This window comes from [Clostridium] ultunense DSM 10521 (assembly GCF_000511955.1).
Lineage (GTDB): Bacteria > Bacillota > Clostridia > Tissierellales > Tepidimicrobiaceae > Schnuerera > Schnuerera ultunensis.
Genome location: NZ_AZSU01000001.1, coordinates 401,422 through 416,423 on the forward strand (window position 1 = coordinate 401,422; position 15,002 = coordinate 416,423).

The window sequence follows — 15,002 nt, forward strand, 5'->3', positions numbered from 1 at the left end:
TTACCTATGTTAATAGGTTGTTTTATGATGCATAAATGTTTGGAGGGCGGTTATATTTGTCATTTATTATATATTTAAGGTTTTACGTTGGTTAACTGTTCACTAATGAATAATGCCTATATTTATTTTTTTAAACGATAATTAGTCCCTTCTGTTTTCAGGAGGGATTTTTTGTGCTTGATTTAGATATAAATAATTTGAAGAAATATTATGGAGATAGGCCAATATTAGATATTAAAGATTTAGAAATATATAGGGAAGATAGAATAGGGGTAGTAGGTTTAAATGGCAGTGGTAAAACTACATTATTAAATATGATATTAAATAGGGAAAAGGGTATTAAAATATCACGAAAAGCAAAAATGGGATACTTTAATCAAGATTTAAGTATATTAAATGAGAATAAATCTATAATAGAAAATATGATTGAAAGTAATATTTATGATGAAACCACTGTAAGGATTATATTAGCTAGATTATTATTTAAAAGGGAAGATGTATATAAAAAGGTAAAAATGTTAAGTGGTGGGGAAAGGATTAAGGTTTCTTTAGCAAAAATACTAACCTCTGATTTTAATATATTAATATTAGATGAACCTACCAACTATTTGGATATTTACTCCATAGAGGCTGTGGAAGAGGGCTTTAGTAGATTAAAAGAATTAGAAAACAGAAAGAAAAAACCCAACAAAGACATGGAAGAAAAACATATATTAGGGAGAAAAGCTATGCTAGGATATAAGCTATCTGAGATATTAGGCAAACTTTCTCTACCAGGGAAAGATGATGATATGGGAGCTTTGGATAGGGAATATAAAGAGATGCTTAAAGAATTGACTAACATAAGAAATAACTATAATTAAGTCGGGGATATATATACCCGGCTTAATTATTCTGTTCTTCTTCTATACTTTTATATCTTTCCGTGTTTATTATACTAAAATTATAAAAAAGCATTTCTTCCAATATATGTAAAGAAATATCTAACTAACCATTAGAAATAACCCGGTTACTACAGGAGAATAATTGAAAAGGAATAATTATACTAATTAATAATACCATAAATTTTTTAGCATTCAGGATAATCTCCCTTAGACAGTCTATTTGGAATTAATATTAATACTTCCTAAACTTACTGAAAGGGTAATGTTATTTTTACCATTGCCTACTTTTCCTTTGAGCTTTGTATCTGATTTTTCACTAATATCTAACGGATAATTATTTTTTATGTTTCCTAAATCAGTGCTTGCATCAATATGAAAGTTTGAGTCACTAGGTAGAAGAATTTTTATACTTCCAGAATCGGATTCAGCTTTTATATCCCAATCAATCTTATCGTATTCTAAATCTATGCTTCCTAAATTGGTTTTGGCCTCTAATGGGCCTTCAATATTTTTAGCTTCTATTGCACCTAAATCGGTGGATAATTTGTTCTTTGAAGAGGATACATTATCTATAGATATTTTTCCTAAAGAGGATTTTGCCTCTAATTCATTTAAAGCAATATTACTAATATCAATATCACCTAATTCACCTTTTATATATAATTTGTTTAACCCTAAATCTTCAATTTTTATAGCACCTAGATTAGCCACTAGATTTAAATTATTAGAGTAGGATAAAGGAACAATTATATCTAAATATAAATCTGCTTTAGTTGAAAGATTAAAATTACTTTTTAAATTCTTTGCCTTAGCTTGAACAATTAACTTTTTTCCAGATATTCTTGTTTTAAAGTTAGTTTTAATATGAGGGGAGATTCTTCCATGATAATGTAATGATATATCATCTGTATCCTTAGGAATAATATTAATAGTTGCAATATCCGCATCAATTTCTATTTCTTGTACTCCATTTATAGATACTGTATCTTTCTCATCTATATTGACATAATTTCCAGTCTTTTTACCAACATTAGTTTTGTTTGAATTAATATTTATTAAATAATTTTTATCCCCAAATTCTAAATTAAAACCATTGTCTAGATTATCTTTAGGTAATTTCAAAGTTAGGAAACCTATCCCAAAGGATATCAAAATAATACCTATTAAAACCGAAACTATTTTTTTCATTTTCAATACCCCCTATTTTGTAATAATATCTATATTCCATCTTAAGTACTTAATGACAGCTTGATACAATAATTTAGTTAGATAGGCACTTCCAATGCCTATTAACAACCCTAGAGCAGTTAATCCAGTTCCAAAGGATATGGAAGTTATAGGATATACATTTATACTTATACTATATGGAAAGAAAGGTGCTGCTATTGTACCAAAGAAGGAACTTATACCCCCAACAATAAAACCTACTGAAATACCATAGAGTCCGATCAACAGCCCTACTATTAATAAAAAAGGTCCTAGAACAATAATCAAATTGAAAAAACCTAAAGCCATAGCTGCTAAAACAGCCCTTAATAAATTTTTAGGAGATGGATTATTTTCAGCTTCAGAAATTTTAGAAGTTGCTATATAGGTTCTAGCAATATTTGTCGGGCCTCCTAATTCTTCTGCAATTTCCTCTTCTGATTTCCCTTTAGATAATCCAACTTCAAAATGTTCTTCATAATCATATAAAATATCCATAATTTCATTTTCTGGCAACCCCTTGAATCCATTTCGTAGAGTCTCTACAAACTCTCTTCTATTCAACAAAATCACCCCTTATAATTTTATTGACCCCTATGGTAAAATCTTCCCATTCTTTTTCCAATTCTTTAAAAGCTTTTTTTCCTTCTTCTGTAATTTTATAGTATTTTCTTGGAGGACCTTCTTGAGATTCTTGCAAATAATTGGTTACATACCCATCTTTTCTAAACCTTCTCAATAGAGGATATATGGTTCCCTCAGATATGTTGATATGTTTCGATATATGTTCTACCAATTCATATCCGTAAAAATCCCTTCTAGTCAGTAGCGATAAAACGCATAGTTCTAATACTCCTTTTTTGAATTGAATATTCATAGGCATTCCCTTCTAATTTTCGTTTGACTATATTATATACTACGCTACCTTTTAATGCAAGGTACTGTTTAATAAAAATAGCTGCAAAATGCAGCTAAAAATTAAGCCCTTCTTTATGGACTGCTACACTCAATGCAATCCCAATACATACCAAATTGATTAATTGGAAGGTTCCTCCGTAGCTTAAGAAAGGGAGTGGAATACCGGTTATAGGCATAAGGCCTATAGTCATTCCAATATTTTCCCATATATGGATCAAAAACATGGCAGCAAACCCAATAATCATAAGGGAACCAAAGGTATCTGTACTATTTTTGGCAATTTTAATGAGCCTATAGAGTAGTATGAAATATAGGAGGATAAGGGCTAATCCACCTATTAATCCAAGTTCTTCACCAACTACTGCAAAAATAAAGTCTGTTTGTTTCTCTGGAAGATAATTATACTGGGTTTGGGTTCCTTGGAATAATCCTCTTCCAAAAACTTTACCTGATCCTATGGCAATCCTTGATTGCATAGCTTGGTAACCTGTGCCAGAGGTATCCCTTTCCGGGTCTAAAAAGTCAAATATCCTATTACGTTGATAATCCTCAAGGGAAAACCATAATATTGGAAGACTTATAATTCCTGCCAAGAATGCATAGCCAATATATTTCCAATCTAAACCTGCTGCGAAAAGCATAACTAAAACAAAGAATACAAAAACTATGGCAGTTCCTAAGTCAGGTTGCTTTGCAATTAGCAAAATAGGTATTCCTGCTAAAATTACTATTTTTAATAAAGTTAATGGTCTATTGATTTCATTTTTGTTTTTATCTATAAATTTAGCTAAAAATATTATTATACCCACCTTTGAAATCTCAGCTGGCTGGAAGGTAAATCCTCCAATAGTTAACCAAGAATCAGCCCCCCATTGGTCTCCACCAGTTCCGAAAAAAGCAACGGCTACTAATAACAAAACCGAAACTATATAAATAGGAATATAGAATTTTCCTAAAAATTGATAGTCCAATAATACTAAGAAGACAATGGCTAAAATGCCTAAAATTGTGGAAATAGACTGTACTTTTACATAACGGTTAGTTTCGAAAGTCAAGGTAGCTGATTTAATCATTATTATCCCAAATATACAAAGTAGGATAACAGTAATAAACAATATTAAATCAAAATTTTTGAAAGATTTTCTTTTTAAATTGAACATGATCAAAACTCCTTTTTTATACCGAATAGGAAAGTTCTTATCTATAAAATATAGAATAAAAAGAATTTAACCTAAATGAGTTTCAGAAATGCTTCCTTAACAACGCTTTGATAGAAGCTTTTCTTATAACTAAAATAAATTATATCATATTTTAGAATAGAAGCCACATATTTATTCAATCCATTCAAATTATTGTAATAAAAATTATAAAAGATTTAACATATTAATTTATAGGGTATAATTGATGATAACAATATAGATGGAAATAAATATGGGTTTTTTAATTCAATATAGCCATGAAAAGAGATTTTTTTGAAGTAAGGAATTGCATGGAACAGATATAATTATTTTTCATAGAGGAGGTAGCAGTATGTGTGGAAGATTTTTACTTGATAGTGATATTGAAGAGATAATTAGGACCTATAGAATATTTAAAAAGGAAATTGATAGTTTTGATAAAGGAGATTATTATCCTTCACAAAAAGCACCTATAGTGTTAGAAAAAGGAGAAAGGTCTATTACACTGGCCAAATGGGGATTTCCTTATGGAAGTAAAAAGGGGCTTGTAATCAATGGAAGAGCAGAGACTATTATGGATAAACCTCTGTTTAAAAATGCCTTCTACAGTGGTAGATGTATTATTCCTGCAAATATTTTTTACGAATGGAAGGATGAAGGGAATAGAAAAAAGATAATGCATAAAATAAGTTTACAAGATAGTAATTTAATTTCCCTTGGGGGTATATATAAATTGTCTATTGATGAAAATTCAAATAAACAGCTTATTTTTGTTATAATAACTACTGAAGCCGATAAAAATATGAGATCTATCCATTCAAGAATGCCTCTAATTATAAAGGAAGACATGGTAGATATATGGTTAAAGGATAGTACTTCTATCCAGGTTTTAAAAAAGATACTGAAGGATAATAAGGACAATGATCTTATAATTGAAAAGGGTGAAGATGAAAAACATCAGCAATTAAAGATGTTTTAAAGGTTTTTAGGGTAGTTTATAGTCTAGGAGAAAGGATGATTAAATGCACATTGGTTGTCATTTGACTATTGCAAAAGGTTATAAGAAGGCAGCGGAATTAGCTCTGGAAATAGGAGCCAATGTTTTTCAATTTTTCAGTAGAAATCCTAGAGGTTCAACTTCTAAGGAATTGGATATGGAAGATATAGAGGAAATGGAAAGGATATTAAAGGAAAATGATTTTGGGCCATTACTTGCCCATGCACCATATATAATAAACCTAGGTTCATATAAGGGCAGAATCTATGGAATGGCTAAAGGGATATTAAAGGAGGATTATGAAAGGTTAAATGAGATTTCTATTCCCTATTTTACATTTCATCCAGGGAACCATGTAGGGAAAGGACCAGAATATGGGGTTCAAAGGATTATTGATGCTTTAAATGAAATAATTACAGGAAATGAAACTACAATGCTTTTATTGGAAACTATGTCTGGCAAAGGTACGGAACTAGGCCGTAATTTTCAAGAGATACGGGATATTATAGATGGGGTAAAGTATAGTGAATTAGTAGGAGTCTGCTTGGATACCTGTCATATATATTCGGCTGGTTATGATATTGTTAATGATTTAGATGGGGTATTAGGTGAATTTGATGATATAATTGGATTAGAAAAATTGAAAGCCATCCATTTGAATGATAGTATGGTAGAATTCGACAGTGGAAAAGATAGACATGCTAAGATTGGAGAAGGAACCATAGGCTTAGAAGCTATAAAAAATATAATAAACCATCCAAATTTAAAAGATTTGCCTTTTTATTTGGAAACACCTAATGAATTAGAAGGATATAAGGAAGAGATAGAACTTTTAAGAAAGCTTAGAGGTTGAAATATAATGATAGAATATAATGATCTACCTAGCATGTAGACATGCTAGGCAGATCTTTCATACCTATAAAACTATATTAAACCGAATAACCTTGCCCCTTGAGCCACTAGAAAACATATAACAATGCCTGTAATTGTAGGAACTAAGAAGGATACCCAGGCCCATTTCCAACTTTGAGTTTCTTTCCGGATAGTTAAAAGGGTGGTGCCGCAGGGCCAGTGGTTTAATGCAAATAGCATGGTACAGATAGCTGTTAACCAAGTCCAACCATTAGAAACTAATAGCTGTTTCATTTCAGTTAGACTGTCTAAATCTAGCATAGAACCTTTAGACATATAGCTCATGATTAAAATTGGAATAACGATCTCATTTGCCGGTAGGCCTAATATAAAGGCCATTAAAATATAGCCATCCATTCCTAACAACTGTGCAAAGGGATTAAGGAATTGGGCACAATGGGTTAATAAACTAGCATTACCAATTATAATATTGGCCATAACCCAAATAATTAAACCAGCGGGAGCAGCCACTATAACAGCTCGACTTAGTACAAACAATGTACGGTCAAAGATAGAACGAACTATGATTTTACCTACTTGGGGTTTTCTATAAGGAGGTAATTCTAAAGTAAAGGAAGAAGGCAATCCTTTTAATATGGTTTTTGATAGCAACTTAGATACAAATAGGGTGATTATAACACCCAATAATATAGCAATTAACACAGATAATGTAGCTGTCAAAGAACTTAAAGCACCAGTAGAGCTTCCAATAAAAATGGTTGCAAGAGCTATTAAGATTGGAAACCGGCCATTGCAGGGCACAAAATTATTGGTAATAATAGCAATTAATCTTTCCCTTGATGAATCAATGATTCTGCATGATATAACTCCGGCAGCATTACAACCAAAGCCCATACACATAGTCAAGGCTTGCTTTCCATGGGCTCCTGCTTTTTTGAAATAATAATCTAGGTTAAAGGCCACTCTGGGTAAATAACCTAAATCTTCTAATAGGGTAAATAGCGGAAAAAATATTGCCATTGGTGGAAGCATTACTGACACTACCCATGCTAGTGTACGGTAAATACCTAATACTAAAATATCATGGAACCAGTTAGGGGCTTTCATAAGTTTAAATAAGTTACTTAATTTTCCTTCTATCCAAAACAACCCATTTGCTAATATATCAGAAGGGAGGTTAGCACCTTCAATAGTAATCCAGAAAACAAGACCTAAAAGTCCAATCATTATAGGGATTCCAAAAATTCTGGAAGTTAATATCCTATCAATTTTGTGATCTAGTAGATTATGATTTTTGTTTTCAAAGATAACTACTTCTTCACTTATATTTTCTGCAGTTTTTACAATGCTAGCTACAATACAATCCCTTAGTTTTTCTAGCTCAATATTCTCTTTTTTTAGATTGGTAAAAAGGGTTTCTAATTTTTTTCTTAATAACTCATTTTTGGATAAATCAAAACTTATATAATCTTTCATTGATTCTAACAATTTACTATCTCCGTCCATTATGCGGAGAGATACCCATCTGCTATTCATCTTTTTGCCTACTAAATTATCTATTAGAGGTTGTATCTCTTTAATTGCTTTTTCAAGTACTCCATCATAATTAATCTTTTTAGGATTGGTTTTGATTTCATCTTTGGCAACTTTCTCTATTGCGTTTTTCAATTCTTCTAATCCTTTTCCACTTCTAGCAATAGTTCCCACTACTGGTACTCCCAGAATTCTTTCTAGTTTATTTAAATCAACCCGTATATTTTTTCGATTTGCTTCATCTAAAAGATTAACGCAGACTACTACTCTATTAGTAATTTCCATTATTTGAAGGACTAAATTGAGATTTCTTTCTAAAGAAGTAGCATCTGTAACCACAACTGTTACATGAGGATTACCGAAACAGATAAAGTCTCTAGCTATTTGTTCTTCTATAGAATTAGCAAGCAAGGAATAAGTACCTGGCAAGTCTACTAAAGTATATTGCTTATCCTTATACTTATATCTACCTTGTGCGTTGGTAACGGTCTTACCAGGCCAATTGCCTGTGTGCTGGTTAAGGCCTGTAAGGCTATTAAAAACAGTGCTTTTTCCAGTATTGGGATTACCTGCTAATGCAACTACAATATCATCATAAGATTCAATCTTTATTTCAAACATTTCTTTTAAAGTAGCTATGCCTGTAGATTGACTGGTTAAACCCATTTACAATACCTCCCTTGAAGCTATTGTTGAATTAGTTCAACAATAATTTGAGATGATTCTTCTGAACGTAAGGCAATGACTGTCCCTCTAATTTCGTAAGCAATAGGATCTCCAGCAGGGCTTTTTATTAAAGGCATTACAGCTGTATTATGGATAAGACCTAAATCTAACATTCTTCTTCGAATAGTTCCGTTTGCAGCAAGGCCTCTTACCTTGCCAAGGGTGCCTGTAGGTAGTTGATCTAATGTAAATAAATTTTTGTCCATGATAAACCTCCATTCCATTAATGTTTTATAGTTTTATTACATAAGTTAGCTATAGGAAACTTTATTAGATAAAGTTAATAATCAAGATATGCACTAATGCTTATACATGTTACACTGAAAGAAAATATAGGGAGGCTGGAGTATTTGAGTAAAAAAGATGAGTTTTATACAGTTCGTGGTTACAAGATGATAAATTCAGAAACAAAATTATTAACTTCTAGTATGGAGGATTATCTAGAAATGATTTATAGAATATGTAAAGAGGAAGATTATATACGTATAAACCAATTAGCAAGAAATTTAAACGTTCGTCCATCATCGGCAACTAAGATAGTTCAGAAATTAAGAAATTTAGGAATGGTGGAATATGAGAGATACGGCATAATTCAACTTACGGAGAAAGGGAAGAAGGTTGGCAGATTTCTTTTAAAGAGACATAATATTATAGACGAGTTTCTAAAAAATATTGGAACAGAAGAAACTAGGCTTAAGGATACCGAAATGATAGAACACAGTGTGAGTATTAATACTCTACAAAATATACATATCTTAAATAAATTTTTATTTGATAATCCTGATATAATGGAGAGATTTGAAATCTATAAGGTGGAGTATCATAAAGGGGTGAACTCCTTTGACTTTCCAATATATTAAGATTAATCATAAATTTATGGTATAATATTATTTATCTAAATTAAAAGGGGATATAATTATGAATAAAGAAAAACAAATGGTAGAAATTTGGGGAGATATAGTTGAAATTAAATCTCTAGTAATGTCAATAATTATTTCGGGGATTACAACTATGGGTGCTTATTTTTTAGCACCATCTAATAATAAAACAAAACAGCTATTTTTTGGTTTAGTAGGAGCGGTTTTAGGTTTTGTTATATCGGCTTTACTAATTAAACCAAAGAGGATTATTCTTTTAGAAGAAGAACTAAAGAAAAAATAAGGAGAAATTAGCTATGGATATAATGCTTATAATTCAAATGATTTTGGCAGCTTTAGCCGCTGTTTTCATATATACAATTATTGGGTTTATTCCTGGCACAGATGAAACATCGGTACTAATGCCTATAACTTTGACGGTGGTTCTAGCTGGTACACCACCTATAATCGTGTTAACTTTTTTTATTGCTGCAATTGTCACATTGAATTTAATAAATGCCATACCAACAGCATTAGTAGGATTACCAGGTGGCGTAATGTCTAGTCCTATGTTAGAACATTCTTTGTTCTTGAAAGAAAAGGGAATGTCGGCAATAGTTATAAAGAAGATGGCAGTAGGATCTCTAATTGGAACTGTTATATCAATTCCTATCGCTTTAATGCTTGCAAACATTTTAGCACCTTATGGAGAGAAAATAAAGAACTTTGCACCTCTATTATTCTTCTTAGGGGCAATCTTTTTATCCCTAATTGGTAAAAATAAAATATTATCTATACTCAGCATCATGCCATTGGCATTATTGTTTATGGGATTGAGACATTTATACTGGGGGATAGGAATTGTACCAAGAGACGTAAATATTACAACATCTTTTTTCCTTGGTATTACAATTGGTCCTTTAATCGTTTCTTTATTTACGCTTTTAAATAAAGGTAAGCGTCAATCTATGATAACGGAAAATTCCAAAAAAATAGTTATACCTAGTGAAGCTAGAGGTAGTACAACATTAAACCCTTTTAAAATATTAACAAGGGAAGAAATGAGAAATGCATCTGTTGCAGCTTTAATAGTAAATTTTTTATTTGTACTCAGCCCTGTAGGATTAACTATTTTATTTGGAGAGACTATGGCAAATAGGATGAAAGATCCTGTTAATAAAGCAACAACAGCAATAACAACTATGAGCGCCTTAGGACAAGCAACCTATCTTTCTGGGATAATTATTCCTCTAATGGCTATAGGCCTTCCTTTGTCACCTACTGCCATTGGACCAGGAGGTGCATTGTTTAATGCACCTCCCGTTTTCACAGTTGAAAATAATTTGTATCATATATTGGATAAATGGGAATTTATAGTGGCCATATTAATTGGTGCAGTAATTGCAGTAACTATAACCTACTATATTACCAATAGGTTTGCTGGTAGAATTTCAGCCTTTGTCCTAAGAAAAATACCCCATGAATCAATTTTAGGTTTATTTATTTCATTTATCCTTTTATTAGCATATATGGATGCAGGATTAATAAATGTTTTTGGAGTATTACTCATAGGTGTAACTTGTGGTACATTAAATAAAATGGGGGTCAGTTATGGAATACAGTTTATGACTTTATATGCAGCCCCATGGATTATTGAAAAGATTATTTTATTATAATACTTATGAAGAAGGAGTATAATATGGAAAACAAAATAACAACAGGAACTGCCATAGGTAAAATAATTTTGATTGGGGAACATGCTGTTGTATATGGACAGCCAGCATTGGCCATCCCCTTCCCGGAAACAAGAATTAAAACTATAATAAGTAGAAAAAGGGGTCCCGTAATGTTGGATTGCTTTTTTTATAAAGGTTTATTGCTTAATGCCCCAGAAAGGTTATTAGGTCTAACTACTATCATAAAGGAGATAGTAAATGGTTTTGATAAAGAATTAAAGGATTTTAGCATCAGAATTGAAAGCTCTATTCCACCAGAAAGGGGAATGGGTTCTAGTGCTGCAGTAGCAGTAGCAACAGTTCGTGCTTTATATGATTTTTTTGATCAACCATTAACTGACCAGGATTTATTCAAATGGTCAAATATTTCTGAAAAAATAGTCCACGGCAATCCAAGCGGTATAGATACTGCAATCATTATAGGGGAAACTCCCCTCTATTACATTAAGGGGAAGCCCTTTGTTCCTTTTCCCTTTAAACTAGATGCTTTTTTAATAGTTGCAGATACTGGGGAACTTGGCCAAACTCAAGCTGCCGTTGCTAGTGTTGAGAAGTTGATGGACACTGATCCTGAAAAGGGTGAGGATATAATTAAACAGCTAGGCTTTCTAACTAAAAATGCAAAAGTTTCGATTGAATCAAATGATGGAGAAAAGCTTGGGGAAACTATGAGCAAAGCCCATTCCCTATTAGATAAATTGGGAGTGAGTAATGAAATATTAAACCTTTTAGTTTCTGTAGCTGTAGAGAATGGGGCTTTAGGTGCTAAATTAACTGGTGGTGGTCGTGGTGGTTGTATGATAGCTTTAGCTGCTACCCAACAGGAGGCTATATCCATTTCTAATAAATTGCTATGTAATGGGGCTAAAAATACTTGGATATATAATATGGGAGTTGATTTGCTATGATGATCAAGGGAAAAGCCAGGGCTCACGCAAATATTGCTTTAATCAAATACTGGGGAAAGAGAGATGATGAGTTGGTACTACCAATGAATAGTAGCCTTTCCCTTACTTTAGATTGTTTTTATACAGAAACAGAGGTAATTTTTAATGATGATATTGAAAAAGACTATTTTTATTTGAATAATAATATCCAGGATGAAGCTGCCACTAAAAAAGTAAGTGATTTTTTAGATCTGTTCCGTAATTCTGCAGGGATTAAGTCGTCAGCGATGGTGAAGAGTATTAATTATGTACCTACTGCTGCTGGATTGGCTTCTTCTGCTTCGGGATTTGCTGCATTAGCAGCAGCTGCAAATGTGGCCAGTGGATTGAACCTAGATAATAAGGACTTGTCAATATATGCAAGACAAGGTTCTGGTAGCGCAACAAGGAGTATTTATGGTGGTCTCGTGGAATGGAGAAGAGGAATATCAGGGAAAGATTCCTATGCGGTTCCCGTAGATGACGCTAAATGGGATATTGGAATGATTGTTGTAATAGTAAATCCAAAGGAAAAATTGATTTCTAGTCGTGAAGGGATGAAACGGACAGTGGAAACTTCACCTTTTTATACTAGTTGGGTGGAAAGTGCAGAAGAAGATTTAAAACAGATTAAAATTGCAATTAGTAAACGAGATTTTGAACAAATGGGGTTGATTGCTGAAAGGAATAGCCTAAAAATGCATGCTACCATGCTTGGGGCAAAGCCACCGTTATCCTATTGGGAGCCAGAGAGTGTTTTGGTAATGCAAATAGTACGTGAATTAAGAAAAGAGGGCATTCCCTGTTATTTTACTATGGATGCAGGACCTAATGTTAAAATACTTTGCAAGTTATCGGAAAGCTATAAAATAAAAGAAAGGCTAACCCAATCCTTTCATGAGGAAAAAATAATCATAACTGGGCCAGGCCCGGGAGTTACTATTCTTTAAAAGGAGATGTGCAATATGATTAGAACCTATGCACCAGGTAAATTATTTATAGCTGGTGAATATGCAGTTGTTGAACCAGGTTATCCAGCAATTTTAGTGGCAGTTGATAAGGGTATTATAGTTTTATTAGAAGAAATGTTGGAACGGGGGAGTATTAGTTCCTATGGCAATTTACCCAGATTCTGGTCAAGGGAAAATGGTAAACTGATCTTAGATAAAACTGATAGCCGTTTCTCTTATATAATATCTGCTATTAATATTGTTGAAACCTATGCCAAAGAGCAAGGTAAAGAATTAGACTATTATCGTTTAGAAGTAGCTAGTCAATTAGAAACTAATGAAGGAAAAAAATATGGATTGGGTTCTAGTGCTGCCATTATTGTGGCTACAATAAGGGCTTTATCTAAGCATTATGAACTTGGAGTATCAGATAAGGAGCTATTTAAACTATCTGCCTTAGCTAATTTAGCTATAAATAGCAATGGTTCCTGTGGTGATATTGCAGCCAGTGTTTACGGGGGCTGGATTGCTTACACTACCTTTGATAGAAATTGGGTATTAGAACAACTTAAGGATAGTACAATTACTCAATTATTAAACAAACCATGGCCAAGCCTTTCCATTGAACCTTTAACACCACCAGAAGGATTAAAATTAATTATCGGTTGGACAGGTGCTCCAGCTAGTACTTCTAATTTAGTAGCTCAAGTCAATGATAAGCGAGTTAAAAATAGTATCTCCTATGAAAAATTTCTGTATGAGAGTAAAAAATGTGTAAATGAAATGATTATTGCTTTTAAAGAAAATAATATTAAAGAAATACAAAAACAAATCCAGATCAATCGACAACTCCTAGTTAATTTAGGTAACGAATTAGGTATCGTTATAGAAACGCCTTTATTAGCGAAACTATGTAATATAGCATCAAAATTCAACGGCTATGCTAAATCATCTGGTGCTGGTGGAGGAGATTGTGGTATCGCTATTTTTCAAGATGATAAGTATTTGCTCCCATTGATAGATGAGTGGGAAAAATCGGGAATAGCTTATTTACCATTGGAGGTATATGATGGGGATAGAAGTTTCAAATTTAGTATTAGAGAAATTTAATTTTGGAAATATCAATAATGAACTTAGTTCTTGGTAAGGAGGTTCTAATGAGGGAATTAAATGAAAAATTGTTAAAGATAAAATCTGCCATGAGAGAAAAAGAAAGACTTCTTAGAATGCTAGATAATGCAGAGGAACAGAAAAGAGTTTTAGAAAGAAAAAAAGCTCAGCTTTATGAAAAGTTAAAAAAAGAAGAACTAGACGTTGAAAAGCTTGAAAAAATATCTATTACTAATTTTATTAATACCATTACTGGGAGAAAGCTTGAAAAGTTAGAAAAAGAAAAGAAAGAAGCTGTTGCAGCAAAGTTAAAGTTTGATGCTGTAAATGAAGAACTTAAGAATTTAATAAATGGCATTGAAAGGATAGAAGGGAGTATATGGAAATTAAGTAATTTAGAAAGTGAGTACAATACTATAATAAATGAAAAGGAGAAATTTCTCATATTTACAGATGCTGAAATAGAAAACAGATTGGATAGAATAATAGAAGAAGAATCTTTTTTCATAGATAAGAAAAAGGAAATTGAAGAAGCAATTATGGCTGGAAAAGAGCTTCTGGTTTCACTTAAGCAAGTTAGTAAAAACTTACAATCTGCAGGCGATTGGGGAACATGGGATATAATTGGCGGAGGCACGATTGTAACAATGGCTAAGCACTCAAGGATAGATCAGGCTAAAGCAGAAATATCTAAAACTCAATCATTGCTTTCAAGATTTCATAGAGAATTAGAAGATGTTGGTGGGAAGGTAGTTGACATTAATATAGAAATAGGCTCATTTTTAACTTTTGCAGATTTTTTCTTTGATGGAATATTTGCGGACTTGACAGTTCAGTCTAAAATTAGAGATGCAGAAGATAGGATAATGAATACAACAAATAAAGTTAATGGCATAATGAGAAGATTAGAAGTAGAACTTGATGAGACTATTAGGACAATTGAAGATTTGAATAATGAAAGATTAAATATTATTGAACAGGCTTAAAGTATAGGAAAAAGATGACGGAGATAAATGATACAATGATACCGTCAATTAAAATGATAAAATTTATAATTACTGTATATCCTTAGATTTATGTGTCTTAGTTTTGTTTTTAAACTTTAGTG

The 15,002-nt window shown here is 32.2% G+C and carries 16 protein-coding genes; 10 read left to right on the plus strand and 6 right to left on the minus strand.

From position 1 onward, the window contains the following. Nucleotides 1-173 precede the first annotated feature (173 nt). A complete protein-coding gene (locus CUL_RS20290) occupies nucleotides 174-863 on the plus strand; it encodes an ATP-binding cassette domain-containing protein (RefSeq protein ID WP_025640356.1) in 690 nt (229 codons plus the stop codon). A 237-nt stretch (nucleotides 864-1,100) separates the two neighbouring features. On the opposite strand, the gene CUL_RS0102100 is transcribed toward CUL_RS20290, so the two are convergent. From CUL_RS0102100 to rodA, 4 genes are all read right to left on the minus strand, one after another. Next, nucleotides 1,101-2,072 carry a DUF4097 family beta strand repeat-containing protein gene (locus tag CUL_RS0102100; protein ID WP_025640357.1) on the minus strand — a complete coding sequence of 324 codons (972 nt, stop codon included), beginning with the start codon at nucleotides 2,070-2,072 and terminating at the stop codon, nucleotides 1,101-1,103. 12 nt (nucleotides 2,073-2,084) lie between these two features. After that, a complete protein-coding gene (locus tag CUL_RS0102105; protein ID WP_236616416.1) occupies nucleotides 2,085-2,663 on the minus strand; it encodes a DUF1700 domain-containing protein in 579 nt (192 codons plus the stop codon). Further along, nucleotides 2,647-2,967 carry a PadR family transcriptional regulator gene (locus tag CUL_RS0102110; RefSeq protein ID WP_025640359.1) on the minus strand — a complete coding sequence of 107 codons (321 nt, stop codon included), beginning with the start codon at nucleotides 2,965-2,967 and terminating at the stop codon, nucleotides 2,647-2,649. Before CUL_RS0102110 ends, CUL_RS0102105 begins: the two co-directional genes overlap by 17 nt. 94 nt (nucleotides 2,968-3,061) lie before the next feature. Then, nucleotides 3,062-4,168, minus strand: coding sequence for a rod shape-determining protein RodA (gene rodA, locus CUL_RS0102115; protein WP_025640360.1), 1,107 nt, complete (start codon nucleotides 4,166-4,168; stop codon nucleotides 3,062-3,064). A 370-nt stretch (nucleotides 4,169-4,538) separates the two neighbouring features. Between rodA and CUL_RS0102120 the strand changes: the two genes are divergently transcribed. Both CUL_RS0102120 and CUL_RS0102125 read left to right on the plus strand, forming a co-directional pair. After that, nucleotides 4,539-5,165: an SOS response-associated peptidase gene (locus tag CUL_RS0102120; RefSeq protein ID WP_025640361.1), complete on the plus strand. Its 627-nt coding sequence runs from the start codon at nucleotides 4,539-4,541 to the stop codon at nucleotides 5,163-5,165. A 43-nt stretch (nucleotides 5,166-5,208) separates the two neighbouring features. Beyond that, nucleotides 5,209-6,036, plus strand: a complete 828-nt coding sequence (locus CUL_RS0102125) for a deoxyribonuclease IV (RefSeq protein ID WP_005582395.1) — start codon at nucleotides 5,209-5,211, stop codon at nucleotides 6,034-6,036. A 71-nt stretch (nucleotides 6,037-6,107) separates the two neighbouring features. Here the strand turns inward: CUL_RS0102125 and feoB are convergent, their stop codons facing one another. Together feoB and CUL_RS0102135 are read right to left on the minus strand one after the other, a co-directional pair. Continuing rightward, entirely contained in the window at nucleotides 6,108-8,255 is a 2,148-nt protein-coding gene (gene feoB, locus CUL_RS0102130) for a ferrous iron transport protein B (RefSeq protein WP_025640362.1), read from the minus strand. A gap of 20 nt (nucleotides 8,256-8,275) precedes the next feature. After that, nucleotides 8,276-8,521, minus strand: a complete 246-nt coding sequence (locus tag CUL_RS0102135; RefSeq protein WP_005582400.1) for a FeoA family protein — start codon at nucleotides 8,519-8,521, stop codon at nucleotides 8,276-8,278. A gap of 144 nt (nucleotides 8,522-8,665) precedes the next feature. Here CUL_RS0102135 and CUL_RS0102140 point away from each other — a divergent pair, with 144 nt between their 5' ends. The 7 genes from CUL_RS0102140 to CUL_RS0102170 are packed head-to-tail and all read left to right on the plus strand — an operon-like array spanning nucleotide 8,666 to nucleotide 14,880. Continuing rightward, complete coding sequence (locus CUL_RS0102140; RefSeq protein WP_005582402.1) at nucleotides 8,666-9,175, plus strand: metal-dependent transcriptional regulator; 510 nt, start codon at nucleotides 8,666-8,668, stop codon at nucleotides 9,173-9,175. Between the two features lie 58 nt (nucleotides 9,176-9,233). Further along, nucleotides 9,234-9,476: a hypothetical protein gene (locus CUL_RS0102145; RefSeq protein WP_005582404.1), complete on the plus strand. Its 243-nt coding sequence runs from the start codon at nucleotides 9,234-9,236 to the stop codon at nucleotides 9,474-9,476. A 13-nt stretch (nucleotides 9,477-9,489) separates the two neighbouring features. Continuing rightward, entirely contained in the window at nucleotides 9,490-10,848 is a 1,359-nt protein-coding gene (locus tag CUL_RS0102150) for a tripartite tricarboxylate transporter permease (RefSeq protein ID WP_025640363.1), read from the plus strand. 23 nt (nucleotides 10,849-10,871) lie between these two features. Continuing rightward, nucleotides 10,872-11,816 (plus strand): mevalonate kinase, encoded by a 945-nt coding sequence (gene mvk, locus CUL_RS0102155; RefSeq protein WP_005582406.1) that lies wholly within the window; start codon nucleotides 10,872-10,874, stop codon nucleotides 11,814-11,816. Further along, complete coding sequence (gene mvaD, locus CUL_RS0102160) at nucleotides 11,813-12,784, plus strand: diphosphomevalonate decarboxylase (protein ID WP_005582407.1); 972 nt, start codon at nucleotides 11,813-11,815, stop codon at nucleotides 12,782-12,784. The genes mvk and mvaD overlap by 4 nt, the downstream gene beginning before the upstream one ends. Nucleotides 12,785-12,799: 15 nt before the next feature. Continuing rightward, a complete protein-coding gene (locus CUL_RS0102165) occupies nucleotides 12,800-13,894 on the plus strand; it encodes a phosphomevalonate kinase (RefSeq protein WP_025640365.1) in 1,095 nt (364 codons plus the stop codon). Between the two features lie 47 nt (nucleotides 13,895-13,941). Further along, nucleotides 13,942-14,880, plus strand: coding sequence for a hypothetical protein (locus tag CUL_RS0102170; protein WP_025640366.1), 939 nt, complete (start codon nucleotides 13,942-13,944; stop codon nucleotides 14,878-14,880). The last annotated feature ends 122 nt before the right edge of the window (nucleotides 14,881-15,002 follow it).